16 protein-coding genes and 2 pseudogenes are annotated in these 23,253 nt (G+C 62.8%); 8 read left to right on the top strand and 10 right to left on the bottom strand.

The annotated features are described in order from the left end of the window. Nucleotides 1-311: SdpI family protein (locus RHBS_RS09120; protein WP_237669123.1), on the bottom strand; the 311-nt coding region annotated here is incomplete at its 3' end. 68 nt (nucleotides 312-379) lie between these two features. On the opposite strand from RHBS_RS09120, the gene leuS reads away from it, so the two are divergent. Both leuS and RHBS_RS09110 read left to right on the top strand, forming a co-directional pair. Further along, a complete protein-coding gene (gene leuS, locus RHBS_RS09115; RefSeq protein WP_121871612.1) occupies nucleotides 380-3,202 on the top strand; it encodes a leucine--tRNA ligase in 2,823 nt (940 codons plus the stop codon). A gap of 87 nt (nucleotides 3,203-3,289) precedes the next feature. Then, entirely contained in the window at nucleotides 3,290-4,564 is a 1,275-nt protein-coding gene (locus RHBS_RS09110; protein ID WP_121871611.1) for a lipase family protein, read from the top strand. A gap of 19 nt (nucleotides 4,565-4,583) precedes the next feature. Here the strand turns inward: RHBS_RS09110 and RHBS_RS09105 are convergent. The 4 genes and pseudogenes from RHBS_RS09105 to RHBS_RS09090 all read right to left on the bottom strand — a co-directional run bounded on the left by RHBS_RS09105 (nucleotide 4,584) and on the right by RHBS_RS09090 (nucleotide 9,733). Further along, nucleotides 4,584-5,008 (bottom strand): annotated as a pseudogene (locus RHBS_RS09105) (pyridoxamine 5'-phosphate oxidase family protein). Between the two features lie 65 nt (nucleotides 5,009-5,073). Continuing rightward, nucleotides 5,074-6,498, bottom strand: a complete 1,425-nt coding sequence (locus RHBS_RS09100; protein WP_121871609.1) for a phenylacetate--CoA ligase family protein — start codon at nucleotides 6,496-6,498, stop codon at nucleotides 5,074-5,076. Between the two features lie 126 nt (nucleotides 6,499-6,624). Continuing rightward, the gene (locus RHBS_RS09095; RefSeq protein WP_128645390.1) at nucleotides 6,625-8,505 is read right to left on the bottom strand and encodes an ATP-binding protein; all 1,881 of its coding nucleotides are present in this window, start codon (nucleotides 8,503-8,505) and stop codon (nucleotides 6,625-6,627) included. Between the two features lie 40 nt (nucleotides 8,506-8,545). After that, nucleotides 8,546-9,733 (bottom strand): TetR family transcriptional regulator, encoded by a 1,188-nt coding sequence (locus RHBS_RS09090; protein WP_121871607.1) that lies wholly within the window; start codon nucleotides 9,731-9,733, stop codon nucleotides 8,546-8,548. Between the two features lie 283 nt (nucleotides 9,734-10,016). Between RHBS_RS09090 and RHBS_RS09085 the strand changes: the two genes are divergently transcribed. The 4 genes from RHBS_RS09085 to RHBS_RS09070 all read left to right on the top strand — a co-directional run bounded on the left by RHBS_RS09085 (nucleotide 10,017) and on the right by RHBS_RS09070 (nucleotide 16,837). Then, complete coding sequence (locus RHBS_RS09085) at nucleotides 10,017-10,391, top strand: LuxR C-terminal-related transcriptional regulator (RefSeq protein ID WP_121871606.1); 375 nt, start codon at nucleotides 10,017-10,019, stop codon at nucleotides 10,389-10,391. Between the two features lie 208 nt (nucleotides 10,392-10,599). Next, nucleotides 10,600-14,331, top strand: coding sequence for a tetratricopeptide repeat protein (locus RHBS_RS09080; protein WP_128645389.1), 3,732 nt, complete (start codon nucleotides 10,600-10,602; stop codon nucleotides 14,329-14,331). 65 nt (nucleotides 14,332-14,396) lie between these two features. Next, nucleotides 14,397-15,470: a hypothetical protein gene (locus RHBS_RS09075; RefSeq protein ID WP_187298425.1), complete on the top strand. Its 1,074-nt coding sequence runs from the start codon at nucleotides 14,397-14,399 to the stop codon at nucleotides 15,468-15,470. Continuing rightward, entirely contained in the window at nucleotides 15,467-16,837 is a 1,371-nt protein-coding gene (locus tag RHBS_RS09070; protein ID WP_121871604.1) for a triacylglycerol lipase, read from the top strand. Before RHBS_RS09075 ends, RHBS_RS09070 begins: the two co-directional genes overlap by 4 nt. Here RHBS_RS09070 and RHBS_RS30380 read toward each other — a convergent pair. From RHBS_RS30380 to RHBS_RS09055, 3 genes and pseudogenes are all read right to left on the bottom strand, one after another. Beyond that, nucleotides 16,838-17,029 (bottom strand): annotated as a pseudogene (locus RHBS_RS30380) (integrase); the annotation flags it as partial. 63 nt (nucleotides 17,030-17,092) lie between these two features. Further along, nucleotides 17,093-17,764, bottom strand: coding sequence for an SDR family oxidoreductase (locus RHBS_RS09060; protein ID WP_121871603.1), 672 nt, complete (start codon nucleotides 17,762-17,764; stop codon nucleotides 17,093-17,095). A gap of 13 nt (nucleotides 17,765-17,777) precedes the next feature. Continuing rightward, nucleotides 17,778-18,293, bottom strand: coding sequence for a DinB family protein (locus tag RHBS_RS09055; RefSeq protein WP_121871602.1), 516 nt, complete (start codon nucleotides 18,291-18,293; stop codon nucleotides 17,778-17,780). Between the two features lie 108 nt (nucleotides 18,294-18,401). On the opposite strand from RHBS_RS09055, the gene RHBS_RS09050 reads away from it, so the two are divergent. Further along, nucleotides 18,402-19,739 carry an amylo-alpha-1,6-glucosidase gene (locus RHBS_RS09050; RefSeq protein WP_121871601.1) on the top strand — a complete coding sequence of 446 codons (1,338 nt, stop codon included), beginning with the start codon at nucleotides 18,402-18,404 and terminating at the stop codon, nucleotides 19,737-19,739. Between the two features lie 9 nt (nucleotides 19,740-19,748). Here RHBS_RS09050 and RHBS_RS09045 read toward each other — a convergent pair whose 3' ends face one another. Beyond that, entirely contained in the window at nucleotides 19,749-20,435 is a 687-nt protein-coding gene (locus RHBS_RS09045; protein ID WP_121871600.1) for a thioesterase domain-containing protein, read from the bottom strand. Nucleotides 20,436-20,630: 195 nt separating this feature from the next. On the opposite strand from RHBS_RS09045, the gene RHBS_RS09040 reads away from it, so the two are divergent. Then, nucleotides 20,631-21,341: a glycoside hydrolase family 25 protein gene (locus RHBS_RS09040; protein WP_121871599.1), complete on the top strand. Its 711-nt coding sequence runs from the start codon at nucleotides 20,631-20,633 to the stop codon at nucleotides 21,339-21,341. 106 nt (nucleotides 21,342-21,447) lie between these two features. Here RHBS_RS09040 and RHBS_RS09035 read toward each other — a convergent pair. Continuing rightward, on the bottom strand, nucleotides 21,448-23,253 hold a 1,806-nt coding region (locus RHBS_RS09035; RefSeq protein ID WP_145977492.1), incomplete at its 5' end, for a PhoX family phosphatase.

Below are 23,253 nucleotides of genomic sequence, written 5' to 3'. Positions count from 1 at the left end.
CGTGCCCCGATGGATCCGCCGGCTGCGGCGATGAACAGGGCGGCCACGAGGGCTACGACGACGCCGACGACGGCGGCGATGCCGCTCAATGCGAGTGCGGCCACTGCGCCGATGGCCAACACCAAGGCCGATGCGGCGGTGGTGGGACCGGCAACGCGGTTGGCGAGGATGAACGTTTCGTCGTCACGCATGGCCTCGGCGGTGCGGACACCGGCGAAACGGTTACGTGGGAGCCGGCCCAGCAGCGACGCGACAGCGACAGCGCCGACGACGAGGGCGAGCACGAACAACACAACCGAGACGATGACCACCTGGCCAGGATACGGCGCAGCGAGGTCCTGGTACCAGGCGGGCCGCGTCACACTTTAGGCTGGTAGGTGTGACCGATTCCGTTGAAGCATCCACCGAGTCCGCCCCCGAGTACCGCTACACAGCCGAACTCGCCGGGCACATCGAGGAGCAGTGGCAGGACCTGTGGGAGACGCAGGGCACTTTCGACGCTCCCAACCCGGTCGGAACCCTCGCCGGAGACGTCCCGAAGGACAAGCTGTTCGTCCAGGACATGTTCCCGTATCCGTCGGGCAGTGGGCTGCATGTCGGTCATCCCCTCGGCTACATCGCCACCGACGTCTTCGCGCGGTATCACCGCATGCAGGGTCGTAACGTGCTGCATGCGCTGGGCTACGACGCGTTCGGTCTGCCGGCCGAGCAGTACGCCGTGCAGACGGGCACGCACCCGCGCAGCACCACCGAGGACAACATCACCAACATGCGACGCCAACTGCGTCGGCTGGGTCTGGGGCACGATCGCCGACGGTCCCTGGCGACGACGGACGTCGACTTCTATCACTGGACGCAGTGGATCTTCCTGCAGATCTTCAACTCGTGGTTCGACGCGGACCTCGGCAAAGCGCGGCCCATCGCGGAACTGGAGGCGGCATTTGCTTCCGGTGCGCGTCAGTTGGACGACGGTCGCTCCTGGGAGACGCTGACCGTCGGTGAACGCCGCGAGGTGATCGACGGCTTCCGTCTGGTGTACGAGTCCAACTCGATGGTCAACTGGTGCCCCGGCCTGGGCACGGTGTTGGCCAACGAGGAGGTCACCGCCGACGGACGCAGCGATCGCGGCAACTTCCCGGTGTTCCGAAAGAACCTGCGGCAGTGGATGATGCGCATCACCGCGTACTCCGACCGCCTGGTCGACGACCTCGAGTACCTGGATTGGCCCGAGAAGGTCAAGACCATGCAGCGCAACTGGATCGGGCGCTCGCGCGGTGCGCAGGTCTCGTTCTCGAACATCGAGGTGTTCACCACCCGCCCGGACACGCTGTTCGGTGCCACCTACGTGGTGCTCGCCCCGGAGCACCAACTGGTCGACGGGTTGGTTGCTCCCGAGTGGCCTTCGGACGTTTCCGACAAGTGGACCGGCGGGGCCGCCACCCCCGCGAAAGCCGTTGCTGCATATCGCGCTTCGATCGCCGCCAAGTCCGATCTCGAGCGGCAGGAGAACAAGGAGAAGACCGGCGTCTTCATCGGTGCCTACGTGAAGAACCCGGTCAACGGTGAGCAGGTGCCGGTGTTCATCGCCGACTACGTGCTGACCGGCTACGGCACCGGCGCGATCATGGCCGTACCAGGACACGACGCGCGCGACTGGGAGTTCGCCACCGCGTTCGGTCTGCCTGTGCGCGAGGTCATCTCGGGCGGAGACGTCACCGAGGCGGCATACGTCGGCGACGGTGAGCTGGTGAACTCCGACTTCCTGGACGGTCTGCCGGTGGACGAGGCCAAGGCCGCCGTCATCGCGCGACTGGAAGCCGACGGCACCGGCCGCGGCACCATTCAGTACAAGCTGCGCGACTGGCTGTTCGCTCGCCAGCGCTACTGGGGCGAGCCGTTCCCGATCGTCTGGGACTCCGAGGGCAACCCGCACGGCCTGCCGGATTCTGCTCTGCCGGTGGAACTTCCGGAGGTCGAGAACTACGCACCGGTCTCGTTCGACCCGGACGACGCGGGCTCCGAGCCGTCCCCGCCACTGGCGAAGGCCGCCGAATGGGTGAACGTGGAGCTCGATCTGGGCGACGGGTTGCAGACCTACACCCGCGACACCAACGTCATGCCGCAGTGGGCCGGTAGTTCCTGGTACCAGCTGCGCTACATCGACCCCACCAACTCCGAGGCCTTTGCGGACCCGGAGAACGAGAAGTACTGGGTCGGGCCGCGTCCGGAGATCCACGGGCCCCACGATCCAGGCGGTGTCGATCTCTACGTGGGTGGCGTCGAGCATGCGGTGTTGCACCTGCTGTACTCGCGCTTCTGGCACAAGGTGCTCTTCGATCTGGGTCATGTCAGTTCGAGCGAGCCGTACCGTCGGCTGTACAACCAGGGCTACATCCAGGCGTATGCGTACACCGACGCGCGCGGGGTCTATGTACCCGCGGCCGAGGTCGTCGAGCGCGACGGCGGCTACTTCTATCAGGATCAGCCCGTCAACCGTGAGTACGGGAAAATGGGTAAGTCCCTGAAGAACTCGGTCTCCCCCGACGAGATCTTCGCCGAATACGGTGCCGACACCCTGCGCGTTTACGAAATGTCGATGGGCCCGCTGGACACCTCGCGGCCGTGGGCGACGAAGGACGTCGTCGGCGCGCAGCGGTTCCTGCAGCGTGTGTGGCGACTGGCGCTCGACGAGGTGACCGGCGAGGTTCGCGTCACCGACGACAAGCCGACCGAGGACACGCTGCGGGTGCTCAACCGCGTGATCGACGGCGTGCACGCGGATTACGCTGCGCTGCGCGACAATACGGCCGGTGCCAAGCTGATCGAGCTGACCAATCACATCACCAAGGCGTACCCGGACGGTGCGCCGCGTGGGGTGGTCGAGCCGCTGATCCTGATGCTCGCTCCGCTGGCGCCGCACCTGTCCGAGGAACTGTGGAGCAAGCTGGGTCACGAGAAGTCGTTGGCGCACGGGCCTTTCCCGCGCGTGGAGAAGAAGTGGCTCGTCGCCGATACCGTCGACTACCCCATCCAGGTCAACGGCAAGGTCCGCAGCCGCATCACCGTGCCTGCCGACGCGACGAAGGACGACGTCGAGAAAACTGCATTGGCCGAGGAGAAAATCGTGGCCCTGCTCGACGGCAAGGCCCCGACCAAGATCATCGTGATCCCGGGTCGAATGGTGAACATCGTTCTGAAGTAGCTCTCGCCTCCGCCGAACTCGAAGTTATGGATGAAAATCCGGCGATTTCCGTCCACAACTTCGAGTTCGCGGGGGTTTAATTGTTCCATGTCACAGGCTGGTAGAGGGTTTGCGGTGAGGCTGGTGGCCTCCGTCGTTCTACTTCTCGGGTCCGCGATTTTCGTGAGTGTGCCTGTTGCACAGGCGGATCCGGGACCCGGCTCACCGATACCTGCCGACGATCCGTTCTACGATTGGGACGGCGGCCTGGACGTCTCCCCAGGGACGGTGCTGCGGTCGAGGCCCATGACGTTCCGAACGCCGGCCCAGCCGACGCCGATCACGGGTAGCCAGGTGCTGTACAGCACTACCGACCAGCAGGGCGACGGCGTCGTCACGGTCGCCACCGTGCTGCGGCCCTTGGTCCCCGGGCCGACGCGGATCGTCTCGTACCACATGGCCTACGACGCCCTCGGCTCTCAGTGCAATCCCTCGTACACCCTCAGCGGCGGGTCCACGAGTCCCATTGCCGGTGCGGAACAGGCGGTCATCGCCGGCTACCTCGCAGCCGGCTACACCGTCGTCGTGCCGGATTACGAGGGTGAGGAGCTCGAGTGGACGATCGGGCGGCAGTCGGGCTACGCAGCGCTGGACGGCATTCGTGCGGCTCAGTCCTTCCTGCAGCTTCCGTCGAGCACGCCCGTCGGCATGGTCGGGTACTCCGGCGGATCCGTGCCGACGCAGTGGGGTGCCGAAATTGCCCCCGAGTACGCACCCGAGCTGAATCTCGTGGGTGTGGCGGCCGGCGGGCTACCGGTCGACCTGGCTCACAACCTGCCGTACGTCAGCGGCAACAAGCAGTGGGCGGGTGTCATCCCGGCACTGATCGTCGCCTACGAACGTGCATACGGCCTCGACCTGAACAGTTTCATCTCCGACTACGGCCTCGAGGTGATCGATCAGGTCGATCAGGAGTGCATCGCTCAGTTCGCCGACGACTACCCGACACTCACCGACGCCTCGATGGTCAGGGCCCCGTACAACTCGCTGCTGGACGTACCCGAGGTGGTGGCGGCGATCGACGACAACATCATGGGTAGCCAGGGCACGCCGCGGACGCCGATGTTCCTGGCTGTCGGGCACGCCGATCCGATCGGCGACACCGTCATGATCACCGGCGACGTGCAGGGGCTGGCGTACGCATACTGCGGCCGGGGCGTCGATGTGCAGTACGCACAGTACGACGGCTTGACGCACAGCGAAGCATTTCCGGTGTTCGAGGCGCAGAGTCTGCAGTTTCTGACAGAGCGATTTGCCGGTGGGCCGACGCGCAGCAACTGCGGAACCATCCCACCCGGAAACAGCCTGGCACCGACTCCGTAGTACGAACCCGCGTGGTCTTTCAGATCGCGCCCAGATCGGCCGACAGCCAATGCTCCGGCTGCAGGTAGAACACCACGCTTTCCTCGTGCTCGCTCTCGGCCATCTCGAGATAGCCGTCGACCTTCTCCGGTGGCAGATAGCGGGCAGCCATGACGCGCAGAAGGTCTGGGGTGCACGGTTCCTCGCGAGTGACCGGACCCTCGACGGATACGTATCTGATGGTCGGATTCGACTGTTCGATCATGAGCGTGAAACGCTGTGCAGCCCTGATGAGTTCGGCCTTCTTGGACGTCTCGCCGGTGAGGACCCACGCCTGGGAGCCGGGGGTGTAGTCGTACCAGATGGGGACGGTCAACGGACCACGATCAGGACCCGCGGAGACGGACAGCGCGGCGACGTGAGACTCGGCCAGAAATTCTTGCGTTCTGCCTTCGACAGTGCCATGAAACAACCGTAGGGCTTCCGCTGTCGAAGTTCCAGACCTGCGACGCACGACGGCGCGGAAGCGCTTACTCGACCGACTTCTGCTTTCCGCCGGTGACGAAACCGTCCGATCGGAACGGCCTCAGGTGTACTACGGGTTCTGCCTCTCGGCCTTTCTGATCGTGAACGATGCGGTACTCGGCGCTCAATTGTCGGAGGCTGGCGATGGAAAGCTGTCGAACCTGTTCGACTGTCTCCGGGTCGGGCTGTTGTTGGGGGCGAAGCTCGACGTCGAGGGTCAGTGTTTGACGCTGTTCGCTGTCTGTCTCGCAGCGGGCGATGAACCGTCCGGTCAACCGCGTCGCCAGGGAGATGTGTTCGACTGCCGGTCGCAAGTAGTCGGGGTAGATGTTGACGGCACTGTAGATCGCAGCGACGTCCGTACGTCCGAAAACCAAGAGGTAGTGGGCATTCGGGTCGATACCTTCCGCCAGAGCGGGATGGCCGGCGTCGGCCAGTCGCTCGCGGACGGCGCTGCCGACGAGGGTTTCACCCCTGTCGTTCACCCGGTAGCGCACGAGCGGTAGTACGCCGCCGACGGTGAAGAGCAGGTAGCCCTCGGAGTCGACTTCGATGTAGGTGAATTCGGGCTGGTATTGCACGAAGGCGGGTTGCTGCACGACATCTCCTTCGGCGTACTCGGTGCCGAATATCGCGCGATTCATGGCCGAGTCATGTGCTGCCGCCGCCCGTATGGCGATCGTGGCGGCCGTTTCGTATCCGACGAATCCGACGTCGGTTGCCCCGTACACCACTCGTACACGGTCTCCGTCTTTGTCGCCCAGCATGTCGTGGACGAGGGAGCGCCACGCTTCACTGACGGGTTCGCCGCCGACGATTATGACGACGTCGTGTCGACGAAGCAGGTCGCCGTGGGTGTCGAGGAGATCCCGCGCGATCGGCGGGTACGCGAAGATCACTATCTGCTGGTACCCGTCTGCGGCCTCGGACACCACGTTCGCGATGACGTCAGGGTCCATGCCCGGAGTCGCTATCGACAGTCGGTGGCCACGTTTGCGGAGCTCGAGCAGCATTGCGTACATGAATGCACCCCCGATGTACGGTCCGAGGGGAAACGTCACGAGTGCCAGGGTCGCTCGGTGTTCCGTGTCGGCACATTCCCTCAGCACGTCTCCGAACATGGCTGCTCCGTGTTCGGTGCTGCGTTGCCCGCGTGACCAAAAGGTCGGGGTGCCCGACGATCCGGCACTACTGGCGATGGTTTCGACATCTTCGGGCTGCCCGGATTGCAGATCGACGAGGGTGTTCGGTCGGCGGTAGTTGTCCTTCGATGTGGTCGGTAGCTGCGTCAGGTCGGTCATCGTTGCGATCGAGTCGACCTCGATCCCGTTCTCGTGGAGCAGACGGCGATACGCAGGTACCGAGAGAGCGATGGATTGGACAAGTCGGAGCGCGGCATGTGCGGGCTCGTGCAGATCTGCTGAGTTCAAGGCGTGACCTTTCGATCAAGTCCACCGCCGGCCGGGCGGTGAACGGGAATCACGTGGGGACTGTGTGATCCGATCGCGCGGCGTGCTTGTTCGACTTCTCGAGAAACTCGGAACTGGCGACGAACATCATTGACCTGCGGATCCGCCGCGCCCATCCCTGGCATGGCGGGCATCGTCCGCCTCCTGAGCCGCGGCCACATAGGAGTCGTGCAACCGTGAAAGGTCGAAGCGCTCGCCGATGGTGTCTCCGTGCGCATCGATGTCGGCGCAGAGCTTCTTTCCAGGTGCGCTCCAACTGGAACCGGCTTTCAGCCGATAGAACGCAGATCGGGAAATGCTGAACAAGGTGCGGCCGAGCTGATCGTCGTCTTTGCTACCGGCGGCGCGTCGAATCGAACGGTAGGCCTCATCTGTGGCGCGTTCGAGATCACCCCGCCGTGCCTCCAGGCGTTGCAGAGCGCGAACGAGGCGCTCTTGGTACGCGGTGAGTTCTTCGGGCACCCGCGAATCCGGCGGATGAACCGAGCCGTCGTGAGGCGACAGAATTTCGTGAAATGTTCCCGTTCCTGTTCCCCTGGGAATGATGTCGAGACGGTTGCCGAAATCTCGTGCACGCTCGGCGAATTGACGTGAGTCCAGCAAGGGCAGCGTCGTCAGGTATCGACGCAGCTGGTCATCGGCGACCGCAGCGAACATGTCAGGGGTGAGCTCGAGTAGTGCCGGGTGATGCGCCCACACGGTCATGGCAATCGAGATGGGATACGGAAGCCCGGTGCGGATGAGGGTCTGACAGCTTGCGCGGACGGCGGGTCTGGCCAGCAGATCTGATCCCAGGATGATCAAGGTTTGTTCGACCACGGCACCGACGAACAGATCGTCGGGCGTCTGTGCGACACGAGCTGTCAATCTCGGGAGTTCGTCTTCGGCCCCCCTGTTGGCGAGCCCCTTGGCGGCGGCGAACTCGAAGAACGTCTGATGGAGAAATCGGGCACGATTGTCGGTTGTGACCAGTACGCCGCGCCGGGTCAGTGCCCGTACATGTCTGCGCAGGACCACGTCGTCGTACGCATGGTCCACCGATGCGGCGACCTGCGCCGCGCGACGAACGACGACGTCGACGGGCGGTTCGGGTGTTCCCAACGCCAGCATGGCGATCGCAAGAAATCCGGCACTGGCAGAGAGGTCATCGGAGTCCTCGGCCGGTACCTCGGGTCCGGAGCGGTGATCGCTGACGATACGGCGAGACCAGAACAGGTTGTAGAGGCCGGTGACGTCGAGTTCCAGTTGAGGGAAATGTGGTGCCGACAACGAGAAGAGCAGCCTGAGCAGCAAGGGGCTGGTGCACACGTCGTCTACGAGTGCGCCCCGGGCCAGGGCTGATTGGATCGCCGACACCGGATTCGTAGGCATCACCGAGTCGTCGGCGATGAATTCGACGGTCAAGGCCTCGATTGCGGTCGGCAGTTCGGAGTTCGAGGAGAACGGCCCGAGGGTGATTTTGTGCCCCAGGTTCGCGGGAAGGCTTTGCCCTTCGAGCGGCCTGGTCGTCAGAACTACGGGGACTGCCGTCCGAGCGAGCACTGTGACCAGGTCGATGATGTCGTGGCGGGCAGAGCGGCTGTGCAGCATCAGGTCCGCGGTGTCGAGCAACAGTATCGCGCCCGGTCGACCGGTGATGGCGGCGACGATCTCGGCGGTCGAGGCTGTACGAATGCCGTCGTCGCCAGGATGGAGCCAGGTGGCAGAGACCAGCAGCGGATGGAGCCCCTGCTTCTGCAACGCTCGGTGCAGCGACCACAGCAGTGTCGATTTTCCGTGCCCGGCTTCACCGACAACAATCTGTGGTTCGGATCCCAGGACTGTGCGTCGAAGCAACGCGGCCTCGATATCGCGACTGACATACCAGGTGCCGTGGTCTCCGGATCCGACTTCGATGTCGTCGAGCAGGTGCTGCGACAGTCGTGCCAGTCGATCCCAGTGCATGGGATCGATTTCGGTCACACTCACCTCGCCACGCCGCAGGCATGGGCGCGGTGGTGCGGCACCCTTATGGGGTCCTTGTTGCGATGCCGGGCATGAGCAGTCGGAGAACGCCGTCGGCAACGTCGATTGCCGTTTCGGTCGGCCGCGTCAAGCATCGAAACAGGACGTTGTTGGTCAGCATGATCGCCGCCTCGATCGTCGGTGCTTCATCGCTGAACACGCCCGCTTCGCGCCCCCGTTCGAGGATCGGAATAACCGCAGATGGGAGGTAGAGGTTTTCCAGAACTGTGGTGACGGTGTTGGGTTGCTGAAACTGCTCGAAGCTCAAGGCGAGCAGCATCCCGGAACTCATGGCTCGGTTGTCGATCACGAATTCGCCCACCTCGATCAGTGTGCGGCGCAATGCAATAGCGGGTTCGATGCCGAGACGCTCATCGGCTCGACGCAATCGCAGGACTCGATCGAACTTCGGTTTCAGCGCGGCGACGATGATGTCGACTTTGCTGGGGAACAGCCGTCGAAGGTCGTCGGCTCGCAGACGTGCGGCCGCCGCGATATCGGCGAGTGTGACGAGAAAGTAGCCGTTGTCGACGAACAGAGCTTCGGTTGCGGTGATCACGTCGGCCTCGAGGTCCGGCCGTAGCGCGTCGGCGTCGTCGGGAGGATATGCCGGTTCAGGGTCGGGCACCTGTCGATCGGAATGCAGTGGATCGATCGCCCACCGCAGGATCGAGGTGGTCGTTGCGGCGATGTCGTCCCCGGAGAAGGAACCGGGAGTCAGCATCTCTCGTAGTGCGAGTCCGTCCAGCAGAGCTCCGAGAACAGTGGAGAGGGAGGTCAGTGACATAGGTTGGCGGACGGACCCGCCCTGAGCTTGGATTGCCTGGCCCACCTTGGTGCGCAGGTCGGCATCCAGTCGTTCGAATTCGGGGGTGACGGCTTTGCGGGCCCCGTCGTGGTCGGTAGCGAGCAAGGTGGCGATCAGGCGTCGCCGCATCAGGCCGGAAGTCAGGTCGTCGAACAGGGCGGACACCGGTGCGGCCGCATCGAGCAGCCCGGCAGGCGGGTCGGTGGGTGCAGTGCCGCCGTAATTCACGGTGAGGTTGTCGAGCAGATCCGCGACAAACGCCTCTTTGCCGCCGGAACCTCCGCTGCGGGAGTTGCCAGGGTAGGTGTTGTGGAACGTCTGATGCGACAGCCCAGCACCGTCGACGACCGCCGAGATGGATAGCGACCGTGCGAGATCGGTCATGTCCAATTCGTTGAGGAGCCGGTATCCGGCATGGAGAAATTGTTCGCGCGGGACAGGCCTAGGGTTCAACGTCAACCGCCTTCACTGGACTGCACAGCACCTGAATGGATCAGGAACTATAGCAATTCGGTGATCGAGCCCGCACATTGTAGTCGAAACTAAATGTGGGTGTAGATAGAGCACTGAAATAGACGGTCTTCTCGAACTAGATTGTGTTGCAAGGGATTCAAGAGTCGTGGTCAGATTCTGTCGGCCCCAAGGCCGGTATCTCTAGGAGGCCTAGATGGTGTCGATCGATCATCGAACCCGAGTCCAGACGCGCGCCGCAATGCCCAGGACTGTGCGTAACCCCCTCGGCCCGAGGCCGCCCGTCGCCCGCTCCACTCTCGCGACGGTGCAGGTTCAGAGCCCACGACCAGCGCCGACGTACTCGTCACCTGGACTGACCGAGCGTGAAGTTGTAGTCCTGAAGGTCTGGTTGAACTGCGACTCCAAAGTCGAAGTCGGTGCTCGCCTCCACATTGCGCTGGGTACCGTCAATACCCACCTGACTCGAATTCGAGACAAGTACTCCCGAGTCGGTCGGGCTGCGCCGACCAAGGCGGCACTCGTCGCCAGGGCTCTGCAAGACGGGATAGTGAAACTCGACGACCTCTGAGCGACGAGTTCAGCGGGGTGGTTGCACGCAACTTCGAGGCCGATTCAGAGGCAGACGATGCGCTTACGCTAATTTAGGTCGGACGAGAGGGCGGAATGTGGCGACTGGTCCAGCACTGTTCATTGGAATCGGAACGGACCGCTACGACGACCATGAGCTCGCGGATCTAACGCGATCAGTTGCGGAGGTAACCAGGGTCGCCGATCTCGTGGGCGACCACTTCGAAACACAAGTCCTTGCCGACGCACGAGAAGTCGATGTTCGCAGCGCGCTAGCAGCCTCCAAGGGAAAGTACTCCGCCGACGGCGGCACCGTCTTTGTGATGTGGTCCGGGCATGGCATCCCAGACGGCTCACGCGTGCGACTACTGGTCGGTGACAGCAGCAACGACATCGCTTCCGGCTTTGACCCCGTGTCAGTAGCGTCGCATTGCGTACTGACAGGCGCACATCAAATCCTTTGCGTCCTCGATACGTGCCACTCGGGCTCTGCTCTGGGCATCTCTATCAAGGTCGATGACCTGTTCACCAGCCACGGAACGGCAAGCGAATCGAATTGGGTAGGGGTTCTGACCTCGTGTGCAGCGAATGAAACCGCCCGCGAACAGACCCTTGGGCCTGCGCTAGCCGATCTGTTGACAAGCGGGCCAGACCCAGTAGGAAAGCACGCAGACATCCTTCGACGTCGCTGGAACGTACACAGTGAATTCATCCGTGGCGACGATCTCTGCGACGCGCTGATCAAACAATGGGACGACTCGTCCCACGGGCCTATCCCCCACTTCGCCACGGCGGGTAGTGCGCTGCCAACGTTCAAGAACCCACTATGGTCACCTGCGGCGTCCGCGATGATCATGCAGGAGATCATCGACGGCGCTGCGGTGCGGCATTTCACAGGCAGGACAGCCGAAGTGGGCATTGTCCAATCCTGGGTCAACCAACGCGAAACAGGGATCTTCGTGATCACTGGAAGTCCGGGCTGTGGCAAATCAGCTCTTCTTGCCTACTCCTTGGTCCAGCACGGTCAACCGGATGATGCAGAAGATGGATCTTTGCAAATCGCTCAGACTCCCTATGCCTATGTGAGTGCGATCGGATTGAATCACAACGCAATTGCTGAACGGATCGACGAACAACTCATAGCGTCAGGTGTACTGGAGCCTCTGAGCAATCCGCGGAACGCCTTCGAGTTGATCGGCGCATTGGAACGAATGGCCCTGTCGGCACCACCGTTGAACGGACCTCACATCCCAATCATCGGCGTGGAAGGCTTGGATGAGACACCCTCCCAGCTCACTGGCGTAATCGATCGACTCCTATCCCCACTGAGCGACTTTGCGACGATCCTGGTGACCGCGCGCCGATCGACAGTCTCGACGAAGGCGGGCCAACTGACTGGCGATCGCGGGGGGATCTCTGATCCCGATGCCACGCCGACATCAGTTCCGCTGGACATCACGGACGTTCTCACGTCCCAGGACAGGGTCCTCGACCTCGACGAAACACACCATCGAGCGTCGGGTTGGGCTTCTCTGACTCAGTCCGTGGTCGACCGATTGTCCGATGTGGCCGAAACTATGAATGCCTCGGATGTGGCCGACGAGCTTCGAAGGATCGGCGGCGAACAGAATCCGCCGCCCTACCTACTAGCTGAACTCGTCTGTGACCACTTAGCGGAGGCCCCGATCGACACCTCTCAGCGTGGCTGGGAGGTGCTACTGGCGACATCTGTCGACGACAGCCTTGACAGCATCGTCGTCGAGCAATCGGTCTCGGATCCGCATCAGCTTTCAGAGCGTCCGGTCGAGGATGCAAACCATCTGTTCGCAGCGCTGCAGTGGGGGTTGGGGGCAGGATTCCCCGAAACAGAGTGGATCGCTGTTGCCAACGGCACAAGCCAGACTCGCAAGTTCGTTCGCGACGATATTGACTGGCTTCTCTCTGCATTTGGCAAGTACGTCGTTGAAGACTCAGAACACGGAACCGCCGTCTATCGCTGTGCGCACCCCTTCATCGCCGACCATTTCCGGTTCAAGGCACTCATCGATCACGAACCCGGGGAAGTTGAACTCCAGGTTGCACGCGTCTTGATCGGCGAAGCCTCTACATCCGAAGCGTTGCGGGGCGCAAATAACCCGACACATCTAGCTCGGTATCTCGGGCAGTACATCATGCGTGCTGGTGGGCCGGGTCTGGATATGGTGCGCGACTATCCGCGAGTGATCCGAGAACAAGATGGGCTCCTCGAGTATCTCACGCTGGGTTCGTCGATCAACGCTCGAGATTCAGGAGACGTGAAACGAGCGACCGAGCTTGCGCAGCAAACAGTCTCAATGCTGCGCGACAAAAGAGACAACGAGGTTCCTCGCCCACTGTTCGGGCAGGCTCACGCACACTTAGCGCTGTGTCTACAAGCAGATGGACAGATCGATCGTGCGCTGGAGGCATCTGGCATCGCAGTCAGGACCTACGAGAACCTCATTCTTGAAAACCGCGAGCTCCTCCCCGACTACGCAGCCGTTGTCCACAACTACGCGACGACCTTGATGGACGCGGGCCAGTCCACGGCCGCGGTGAGGGTGGCGGAGCGTGTTGTCGACTTGGAGAGAGAGTTCGTCGATCGCGGCGGCAACGAAAGCCATTTCAGGTTGGGCATCACACTGAATGTCTTAGCACTTGCATACAGCGCTGCTGGCCGTGACTCGAACGCCGTAGGCGCTAGCCAGCAATCCGTCGACAGCTTGAGGCGAGTATTCGAACTGCGGAACAGAGTCCGGGACCGTCTCGCGCTCGCAGAGTCGCTCAGCAATCTTGGCAGTCACTTAGCCGCGACAGGTGATCTCAGAATAGGACTCTCGGTAACTGAGGAGGCATTCCAACTTGTCGATCAAGCAACGCAGGAGTCTGTACCGGCAGCGAAGCTAGCTGGGTTGAAGAACGACTTTGCGAACCGGTTGTACGAGCTCGGTGATGGTGAGCGCGCGCTTCAGTTGATGTCGGAGGCTATTTCCACCCTCCGAGCAACCGAACGTCCCGCCTTGTCAGAACGCTCCCAGCTCCTAGGTGCGCTCAACAACTATTGCGCAATCCTTCTAAATCTTGGGGCGGTCAGTGCAGCTGCCGACCGCGGTGCCGAGGCTATCCAGTTGGCCCGGAGAATTACCGGGTTGAATCCAATGCTTGTCGGGAGTCTCGCGATGATTCTCGACAATCATGCCAACTGTTTGAGCCGACTGAGTCAGCATCGCTCAGCTATCGAACACACAGAGGAAGCCCTGGCGATCTATCGTGCGATGGCCGACCATGGCAGCGGCCACCTCGGCGATCTGGCTCGTGTGCTGGTCAATTACGCTGACCGGCTGGCACATGTCAACAGAGCAGACGAGGCCGTAGCGAGTGCTGAGGAAGCCCGTGATCTGTACGTCACACTGGCGAGCGCCAACTCCCGGTATGAGATAGACGTTGTGCGAACCATGGCTCAGTTGTCGATACTGCAGCTCGCAGCACACAATCGGGAGGACGCATCGACAACTTCCACAGTGGCTGTCCAGCTTTGCGACGAGCTTGCACAAAGTAGACGAGTTGACGCGGTCCTGATCGCCAATGCGCTCATATACGCACTCGTGCAGGCCACCGTTTGCGTCAGCGATGTAGACCTAAAGCTGGAGTTCTCAGAACGCGTGGTGTCCGCTCTTGAATCAAGCGGACGCGTCACCGAATCCGACTACGCCACCGCCCTACGCAATCTTGCGGCCGTACACGGGACGAGACAAGAGTTCGAGGCAGGCGTCGACATCAGCCGCCGCGCTGTAGAACTATTCACCCAGCTCGCTGGCACAGACCGTGCGTTCGAGATAGAACTAGCCTCCGCTCTTGGAACGCATGCTCGCCTGAGTTTCGCTGTCCCACAACACCGAGCTGGTGCTATCGCGTCAGCTTGAAGGCTTTGGACTGTTACGGACGTATCCCCGAGCTGACTCCCGCCAACATCGACACATGCGGCGAGGTGCTCGCGTTTCTCGCGACCGATGCGATCGAGGATGATCCGCAGCTGCCCATACCTGCGTACGTCGATCGAATGATGGAGCCACTCGACGGCGTCCAGCGCGCACTATTGATGGGTGCAGTGGTTAATCGACTGCCCGACCTTCATCGATTCGTTCCGACGTGGATCAACAGAGGGCTCGATGCTCTGGGAGAGCTGGACCCCCAACTGAAATTCGGTTTGAGGGCGCTCGCGCGCCGCAAACGAAGCTCGGCATCGATCTTTTTCGACGCCGTCTGGACACAGGACACAGATGCTACACCGCCTTTCTGGTTGACCGTCAACCGAGACCTGTTGAGGTCAGCGATGCAGTGGGGATCGTCGGACACCCACAGCGAAGGTCGCGAGTATCTGCTCCGCCATCCGTACCTTCTGGAACCCACCTTCGAGGCAATCGTCGAGGAGGCCTACCTGGGAATCCGTCCTGAGCGAGTGGTGGAGCTTAGAGTGATTCGAACTGCAGCTGCCGAGCACGGAATCACCGCTGCCTACCAGAATCCGATAGCCTCCGACATCGCCGAGAGTTTTGTCGCTTCAGATCTAGACATGCAGCTCGAACTGCTAGGAACCGACGGCGAACAACTACGCTCGCCCAACGTGTTACAGCAGCTTCGTGTCCGCGCAGAGGCCAACGACAAGTCTGCGCAAACCGCGTCCTTCCTGGTCCGGTTGTCGGAGCACGATCTGCATACTGCCGTTGTCGAAGTCACACACGATCCAGACGGCGCGCAGTCCGTTCTCGAGCGGATCGTCTCCGGGTATGACGAGCCAACTTTGGCACGGGCGACACAACTGCTACTCAACCTCCAGTCCGAGGAGGCGATCAATGCTGAGGTTGCCGCGGTCGCGTCGTTTTTCTTCAGTGCATTTCTCGTCGGCAAGGGCCACCTACAACAAGCCAGGGAACTTACCCAGCTCGTCAGCGACCTTGCGCCCAGCCGTATCGACCCGCTGATCGCCGCAGCGGTTCGCCTAGGTTCCTCACACCCGGAGTTCGCGCAGCTAGTTCGACTCTTCCGTGAGAGTGAGGAATGACAATCAAGGACCTAGTCGTAGTCATCCCGGGCATCATGGGGAGCACGCTGGCAAAGGATGGAAAGCCATTCTGGTCCAACAAAATTGGTCCCATGACAAGCTCGATTGTCCATCTCAGCCGCAATATCGACTACCTTCGTGTGCCGGCGGGCCTTAAGGACGACCATCCTGAAGATGGCGTGGACGCGATAGAACTTATGGGCAACATACATCTTGTGCCTGGTCTGTGGTCCCCAGTCCAGGGTTACGGAGCCCTCGTCACCAGACTGGAGCGCGTCGGCTTTCGCAGAGCCGCCGGTGCCGAAAGTCCGGCTTGCAACTTAGTGCTCTTCCCGTACGACTGGCGGTTGTCGAACCGCTACAACGCCCGCCGCTTGAAGGCAGCCGTGGAGACATCGCTGGGTCGGTGGCGTGAGGCATCACCCGACAATCGAGATGCCCAAGTCATCTTCATCTGCCATTCAATGGGGGGACTGGTGGCCCGGTGGTACATCGCAGTCGAGGGAGGGGCGGAGGTTACTCGTAAGCTAATAACTCTCGGAACCCCGTTTCGCGGATCACTGAAAGCTGTTGCAACTCTTGCGAATGGCCCCCTTCCAGCTCTGGGAAGGGTTGGTGTAGACCTGCACTCAGCGGTGGCTGATCTACCGTCCGCCCACCAGCTGCTGCCGTCCTATGCATGTTTGGACCGCGGAGGGGTTCTGGAGACCATCGAAGGGCACGACCTACCTGGAGTGCATTCCAACGCCATCGATGACGGCATGGCTTTCTACCGCGAACTCGAGAAGGCTGAACAGGGGCTGGGCACCGATCCGATGGTTCACGCCATAGTCGGTACCAAGCAATCGACTGCGGCATCGATCTCGGTCCACGGAGATTCGTTCGCGGTGCACGACCTCTTACAAGGCGCAGACCATGGCGGCGACGGTACGGTTTCCGCCGCATCCATCCCCAAAGGCCGACAGTTGGATGACAATACCCTCAGACGCGTCGCCGAGAAGCACGGCAGCCTCCAAGTGAACCGCGCAGCACTCGACGAGATCGAGGCAATTACAACTTCCCAACCGGTCACATTCAAAACGGCTGTCTCAACGGAGATCGCGGTGTCAGTTCCAGAAATTGCGAACGCATCTGAACCTGTCACCCTCGGCATCTCCTGCCCAGTCTGGCCACAGGCTGTGACCGTGTCGGTGACCGACGAGCAAGGACGAACCCTCTCCCAATCTAACAAGGTCGTTCGCGAAACAACGCAAGTTGTCAAACTCGCGGGACTGCCCCCAGGAGGGCACATCATTCGGGTGTGGGCGGCTAACAGCAGCAAAGAATCAGCAGTGTCCTCGCCCGTGCTGGTGTGGCCGACCTTGTAACTACAGCCCGATCTCATTGACCGCGTTGCCTAACAGGGGGGCGTGTTCACAGCGGTATACCTCCACGGAGTCGAGGCTGGCGTGTCCGGTCTGGCGCGCGATGGCGGATCCGTCGGCACCATTGCGGGTGCCTTGCGTTACCAACCCGGCGCGTAGTGAATGGCCGCCGAGCTTGGCGAGCGCAGCGGGGTCGACCAGTCCAACGCCAAACCCCTTGTCGTGAACGGAAACTCGACCCCCACTACGAAGTTCCGCTCACCTGGTGCGCAGCACCAACTCTGTCGGGTGAGCGTCGGCGGGGGTATCGATGGCGTTGCGTACTGCACGGGCAACGGTGCTGGGCTGCAAGAACTTCGAGCCGTCGTACTCCCCACCCTCATGGGCAACGATCTCGCGCTGCATCTCGGTGTCGATTCGTCCGGGATGGATCGAGGTCACGCGAAGCGTCGGCTCCTCGAGTCGCAGGGCATCTCCGAAGGCCCGTAGCGCGAACTTGCTCGCCGCGTAGCCACCCCAACCCGGGTTCGCGCGAATGCCGGCACCCGAATTGATCAGCACCACATGACCGTTCGCCTTTCGCAGCGCCGGTAGGAGCAGCCGAGTCAGCTCGACGACGGCGATGACGTTCACCTCGTACTGTCGCCGCCAGTCCTCCGCCGTCGACTCCTCGACGGTGCCCAGTGCCGCGACTCCGGCGTTGTGCACCAACACGTCCAGAGAATCGATGCCCGATGCGGCCGCCGCCACCGCGTCGGGATCGGTCAGTTCCACCGGCCACGGGGTAGCCCCTGCCAGCTCCGACGCAATCGGCTCGAGAGACTCGGCCGATCGTCCGCCGAGCAGGACGTGGTGATCCGGGGCGAGCAGTCTGGCGATGTGGGCTCCGAGGCCACGGCTTGCTCCGGTCACCAACGCAGTACGAGTCATGAAGCCAGGTTAGCTAGAAGCTCATCCCCGCCGCGGCCGCCCAGGTCTGGGTGGTGTTCGCTCCGTCGAGTTCTTCGCGAATGATGTCGGCATGTCCCGCGTGCTGGGAGATCTCGCGCAGGATGTGCAGCACCGTGAATCGTGCGCTCTGCCAGATGCGTTCGGGTGCCCAGGGTGCCGTCGGGACCGGGACGGACAGGTCGAGGTCCAAGATCTCCAACGCAGCCGAGGTAGCGCTTGCCAGCTCTTCCCATTCGGCGATCAACCCCGCCACGGTTTCGTCGTCCGCCATGACGTACTCGCCGCCGGCGGATTCCATGTCGAACTCGGCTGTGTCGTCGAGATCGGCGATCACCTTCATCCAGTGCCGTTCGTTGTTGATCACGTGATGCAGCAGCCCGCCGAGGGTCAGTTCGCTGGCGGTTGTGCGGGCGCGCGCCTGCTCGTCGTCGATTCCGCGGACGGTGATGAGGAAATTCGCGCGCTGTTCGTCGAGCATCTTGGTGATGTCGGTGTTCTCGGTGGTCATTGTTTCCTCCTGGGTGGGCTGGTGAAACCCACACTAGGAACAATCGAGGACAGGTTCGGTCCGCAATCGAAACAAGCGGAATCGCGCGCGCGGACGCAAACTATATGCATGGGCGATCGAGGTTTCACTTCCACGCAGCTGGCGGCGCGCGCGGCATATCTGCTCAGGGGTAACGACCTGGGCACCATGACCAGCGCGGCCCCGCGGCTGTATCCGCACATGTGGAGCTGGGATGCGGCGTTCGTCTCCGTGGGGCTGGCTCCGCTGAGCGTGGAGCGGGCCGTGGTGGAAATGGACACCTTGCTCTCCGCGCAGTGGAAGAACGGGATGATTCCGCACATCGTTTTCGCCAACGGTGTCGACGGCTACTTCCCCGGGCCTGCGCGGTGGGCCACCGGCACGCTCGCGTCGCACGCACCGATGAGCCCGCAGACCTCGGGGATCACCCAACCGCCGGTCCACGCGATCGCGGTGCAGCGCATCCTCGATCACTCCAAGCGCCACGGACGTACGACGCGTGCCGTCGCCGAGGAGTTTCTCGATCGCCGCTGGGGTGATCTGGTGCGGTGGCATCGATGGCTCGCCCAGGCCCGCGATGTCGACGACAACGGACGAATCGCGGTCTTCCACGGCTGGGAGTCGGGGATGGACAATTCGCCACGTTGGGATTCGGCCTACGCGAATGTGGTTCCCGGAGAGATGGATCCGTATTTCCGAGAGGACAAGGCGGTGATCTCCGATTCCTCCCAGCGGCCCAGCAATCTCGAGTACGACCGCTACATCTGGCTGGTGGAGGAGATGAAGCAGGTCGGGTACGACGACGATGCATTGAAGACGAAGATGAGCTTCGCCGTCGAGGATGTGTTCGTCAGCGCCATCTTCGCGGTGGCATGCGATGTGCTCGCGACCATCGGCGAAGACCATTCGCGTCCCCACTCCGATGTTCGGGAGCTGCGGTCGTGGGCGGAGAAGTTCCGCAAGGGAGTCATCGCGACGACGGACGCGCGCTCCGGTGGGGCCCGTGACTTCGATCTGCGGACGGGCCAATGGATCGGCACCGAGACCATCGCGATGTTCGCACCGTTGCTGTGCGGCGGACTGCCCCGCGAACAGGAACGCAACCTGATTCGGCTTTTCGAGGGCACCCGGTTCTGCGGGCATCCGGATCTGCGGTACGCGGTTCCGCCATCCACGTCCCCGGTGTCGAAGGACTTCCGTGCCCGTGAGTACTGGCGCGGCCCGGTATGGCCGGTGATGACGTGGCTGTTCTCGTGGGCGTTCGCGCGTCGTGGGTGGTCGGAGCGGTCACTGTCGTTGCGAGACGAAGGCTTGCGCCAGGCCAGCGACGGCAGCTTCGCCGAGTATTACGAGCCGTTCACCGGCAAGCCGCTCGGCAGCATGCAGCAATCCTGGACGGCCGCGGCCGTGCTGGACTGGCTGGGGTAGCGAGAAAGGTCAGCCGAGGTAGCTGTCGACGAGGGGGCCGACGACGTCGAACGAGGTGGCGTCGGGCACGAGGTACTTGGCGACGGTGCCGCAGACGAAGGGGTGCCACGCGGAACCGGAATCGGTACCGAGGGACGAGACGGCGAGGACGTTGCCGAAGTAGATGCCGGGCAGGTGGCGCTGAACCAGTTCGTCGTTGTGCGACGCCACGGCGAGCAGTTCCTCGACGTGGCTGCGATCGATCTCGTCGCCCATGGCTCCGAGGAGATCGGCACTCTCGGCGCGGGCCCGGACAGGGTCACTGTCGAGCAACGTCAGTGCGCCGACGGTGACGCCCCGGTTCTGCAGTTCGACGGCGATGGCGTGGGCGAGAACTCCACCGAACGACATGCCCAGGAGGTGGACGGTGCCGTCGGTCTGGATGCGAACGATGTCGTCGGCGTACTGCGCCGCCAATGCTGCGAGGGACTCGGCACGCTCACCGGACGCGGGTACCTGGACGCCGTAGATGGGGCGGTCGTCGTCGACGTGGGCTGCCAGGCCCGCGTAGCAATCGACCAGGCCCACCAAGGGGTGGATGCAGAACACGGGATCGAGGTCTCCGGTGGTTCGGATCGGCGCGATGGTCGGCACCGCGTAGTCGGACGGGTCGAGTTCCGTGAGAGCCAGATGCGATAGATCGTTCACGACAGTCATGGGTGCGCCTCCGAGCCAAGAGATGTAGTTCGTGTTTCCATTGGGTTTGTTCGTGCCGACTCTGGGTATGTCGCTGCCGGCGGCGTGAGTGTTACCCACGTCTCATTACCGAGGACTCAACCACGTCTGTGGACAGAACGCATTAGTGACTGTTCACCATTGAGTGCCCAGGTCCGGGCCCCTAATCTCACCCGAGTGGTCTTCTCCCGCACGTCGCGTGCCCTGTTCGGATTGTTCTCGGCCGGTGTCATCGCCTGTGCTGCGCCCGGCATCGCGTCGGCCGTTCCGCAGGGCCCGGACGTCTCGTCGTGGCAACACATCGACGGCACCGCGATCGATTGGCACGCCGTCAAGGCTGCAGGCCACGGATTCGCGATGGTCAAGGCCACCGAGGGTCTGGATTACGTCAACCCGTACTTCGTCGAGGACTCCGTCGTCATGCGCACGGCGAACGTGGCGCGCGGGGCGTACCACTACGCCGATGTGACGCTCTCACCCGAGTTGCAGGGCGCGTACTACTCGGCACTGGTGCTGGGCATCAACGGTCCGGGTGATCTGCCGCCGGTGCTCGACCTCGAAGATGCGAAGGGGAGGTCGCCGGCCGAGGTGATCGACTGGACGCACCGGTACCTCGATACCGTCCAGACGCTGACCGGACGTCAGCCGATCATCTACACCTATCCGAACTTCTGGCGGACAGCGATGGCCGACACCCACGAGTTCAACAACTATCCGTTGTGGATCGCCGACTACAACGACGAGCTGGGGCCGCTGCCCGGAGGCTGGACGAACTGGCTGTTCTGGCAGTTCACCGACCGCGGCACGATTCCCGGAATCGACGGGCGTACCGACATCAATCACTATGCGGGCACACCCGAATCGCTGCGCGCACTCGCTCGGTGGTGACGCCCGTCTACCTGTACGTCTCGCAACCACTCCGGTAGCGCGAAAGCGCCCGCAGTCGAGTGTCTTCGACTACGGGCGCCTTCGGTTCACTGTCGATCCTGAACTGCTACGCCGACTTCCACACTGCGACGACGGAGGGCCGCGGCTGGGTGTCGCCGCCGTCGGGCCAATGCGAGATCGGTGCGTCGGCGGTGGCGTCGTCGCTTTCGCCCGGGTGCTGCACACACACCACGACCCGCTCGTCGGAGACGATGGGACCGCAGGTCTCGCCGCCGGCGGGAACCGTCAGGAACTGACGGGTCTCACCTCGGCGTGGCCCGTCGAGCACCACGGCGAACAGGCCGTCGTTGGAGTCGAGGGCGTTGCCGTCGGTGGAGACCCACAGGTTGCCCTTCGAGTCGAACGCCAGGTTGTCCGGGCACGAGATGGGGCTGACCTGGCTCTTGTCGAAGCCGCCGAAGTACGTGTCGGCCTCGTTCGGGTCACCGCACACCAGCAGCAGGTTCCAGGTGAAGGACGTGCCCGCGTGGTCGTCTTCGATCTCGAGCACCTGGCCGTTCTTGTTGGTGTTGCGGGGGTTGGCCTCGTCGGCGGCTGCCTTGCCCTCGGTGCCTCGGTTGGAGTTGTTCGTCAACGCGACGTAGACCTTGCCGGTCACCGGGTTGGGCTCGAAGTCCTCCGGACGGTCCATCTTGGTGGCGCCCACCTTGTCGCCGGCCAGGCGGGTGAACACCGCGACCTCCTCGGCGTTCATGCCGTCGACCATGGACTCGCCGCGGCCGTCCTCGTTGGTGCGCAGCAACGGAATCCACGTTCCGGTGCCCTTGAACTCGCCGCTGGCGGGAAGGGTGCCGGAGCCGTCGATCTCGTCCGGGGAGTCGCCGGTGAGCGTTGCGACGTACAGCGTGCCCGCGTCCAGCAGCGTCAGATTGTTTCGCATCGCGGCTGCACCGGTGCCGGGCATCATCTTGCGGCTCGAGACGAACTTGTACATGTAGTCGAAGCGCTCGTCGTCGCCGCTGTAGGCGACGACGGTGCCGTCGTCGGTGACGTAGATGGTGGCGGCCTCGTGCTTGAAGCGTCCCAGCGCACTGTGCTTGATCGGAGCCGACTGCGGATCCCACGGGTTGACCTCGACGATGTACCCGAATCGGTTGGGCTCGTTGGGTTCCTGTGCAAGGTCGAAGCGCTTGTCGAAGGTCTCCCACTTGCGATCGCTGGCGGCACCCTCGATGCCATAGCGGGCGAGCCGGTCTGCAGCGACGGTCTCGGTGACCGACTCCGCATTGCCGAAGTACTGGTTGAAGTTCTCCTCGCCGGAGAGCACTGTGCCCCACGGCGTCAGACCGCCCGAGCAATTGTTGAACGTGCCGAGCACGCGAGTACCCGTCGGGTCGGTGCTGGTCTTGAGGAAGTCGCTGCCCGCGGCGGGGCCGGTGACGACGAATTCCGTGGTGCCGGTGATACGACGGTTGTACTGGCCCATCGCTGGGGTGAGCTTGCCCGAGTTACCCTCGCCCTGAACCTGAACCACCGTCAGACCGTGCGCGGCGAGCGCTACGTCGAACTGCTCGCGCGTCGGGTTCTCCTCGTCGTAGCCCTTGAACATCGCCGGCTCGGTGGTGTACTCGTGATTGACCACCAGCAGGAAGGCGTTCGGGGTGCCCTCCACCGGCAGCAGGCCAGCGAAGTCGTTGTTGAAGCCGAACTGCATCGCCTGCGCCGCACCGGTCTGGTTGTCGAAGTCGAACGCCGGAGCGCCCTCGACCACCGGATCGCCCCAGCGGATCACGACGGCCTGCTCGTGACCCTCGGGTATCACGACGGCGTCCTCGGTGTTCGGTTCGACCGCAACGAAATCCACGCCGTCGACGGGCGGGGTGTCGGCACCCGACGTGCTCGAGGTCGCGCC

This window comes from Rhodococcus sp. BS-15, from assembly GCF_000813105.1.
Taxonomy (GTDB): domain Bacteria; phylum Actinomycetota; class Actinomycetes; order Mycobacteriales; family Mycobacteriaceae; genus Rhodococcoides.
This window is presented reverse-complemented; position numbering and strand designations above follow the sequence as displayed.

Excerpts from the sequence above, each read along its gene's own strand:
- RHBS_RS09110 (WP_121871611.1), top strand. The coding sequence starts at position 3,290 with ATGTCACAGGCTGGTAGAGGGTTTGCGGTGAGGCTGGTGGCCTCCGTC.
- RHBS_RS09090 (WP_121871607.1), bottom strand. The coding sequence starts at position 9,733 with ATGACCGATCTCGCACGGTCGCTATCCATCTCGGCGGTCGTCGACGGT.
- RHBS_RS09085 (WP_121871606.1), top strand. The coding sequence starts at position 10,017 with ATGGTGTCGATCGATCATCGAACCCGAGTCCAGACGCGCGCCGCAATG.
- RHBS_RS09070 (WP_121871604.1), top strand. The coding sequence starts at position 15,467 with ATGACAATCAAGGACCTAGTCGTAGTCATCCCGGGCATCATGGGGAGC.
- RHBS_RS09060 (WP_121871603.1), bottom strand. The coding sequence starts at position 17,764 with ATGACTCGTACTGCGTTGGTGACCGGAGCAAGCCGTGGCCTCGGAGCC.
- RHBS_RS09055 (WP_121871602.1), bottom strand. The coding sequence starts at position 18,293 with ATGACCACCGAGAACACCGACATCACCAAGATGCTCGACGAACAGCGC.
- RHBS_RS09050 (WP_121871601.1), top strand. The coding sequence starts at position 18,402 with ATGGGCGATCGAGGTTTCACTTCCACGCAGCTGGCGGCGCGCGCGGCA.
- RHBS_RS09045 (WP_121871600.1), bottom strand. The coding sequence starts at position 20,435 with ATGACTGTCGTGAACGATCTATCGCATCTGGCTCTCACGGAACTCGAC.